This window comes from Dokdonia genika, assembly GCF_042652845.1.
GTDB lineage: Bacteria > Bacteroidota > Bacteroidia > Flavobacteriales > Flavobacteriaceae > Dokdonia > Dokdonia donghaensis.
Map to the genome: position 1 here is coordinate 1 of NZ_JBHSHB010000028.1, position 749 is coordinate 749.

General features: G+C 34.7%; 1 protein-coding gene. It reads left to right on the forward strand.

The genetic code is table 11. The features are described 5' to 3' along the window. Positions 1–259 precede the first annotated feature (259 nt). On the forward strand, positions 260–625 hold the full coding sequence (locus ACFO5T_RS13930) for a hypothetical protein (protein ID WP_380035588.1): 366 nt from the start codon (positions 260–262) through the stop codon (positions 623–625). Positions 626–749 lie beyond the last annotated feature (124 nt).

The following is a 749-nucleotide window of genomic DNA, read 5'->3' on the forward strand; positions in this document are numbered from 1 at the left end:
TTACAATCGCTCTAAAACCTATTTTGAAGCGTAGCCATACGATTGCGGTAATAACCAAGTATACAACTGCCTTTTGTGAAGCTTATTTTATCGTGAACTGCGAGCCCTTGGGCAATCAGCCGCCACGGTTTGTATATGAATAGGTGCGAAATTCGGCAGAATTTCCACCGTGTAAAAAATAACAGAACATTGAATTAAAAACTAACAATTTTAAAAAGCCATAGCACTTATTTATATACGGTGTTATGCAACGTTAATTATGACTTTAGATGAATGGATAGTAACAGGAAGTGTAGGTATTAGTTCTAAAACTATGTGGGCTTGCCTTAAAAACATTGATGTAACCGAAAAATATGGTGATAAACCTTATGACCCTGACGATTTTAGTAGATGTTACAAATTGGTTAAGAAATGTAATTTAACATTTCCAGAATTATATGTGATTAGCCAAAAACTACCTTATTGGAAACCCTACATTGATAATTGGCAAAAACTTACTGAAATGTATGAGGAAAATTTTAAATGGGGTTGGGACAAGAAAAAAAGTGATGAAATAGGAATGTACGAATATATGCAAATTTTAAGAGAGGCAAGCGATGCCATACGTTTCTCTAATGTTGCATAACAGGCCACTACATAAAGCGAGTGCGGCATTTTGCTGGTTAGCCTGTTTTTTGTTTTTTAATTGATTGTCTAAATATACACTTATTTGTGAATCTGTCGCCGCGCATAGAGCTTTCAAAAATGTC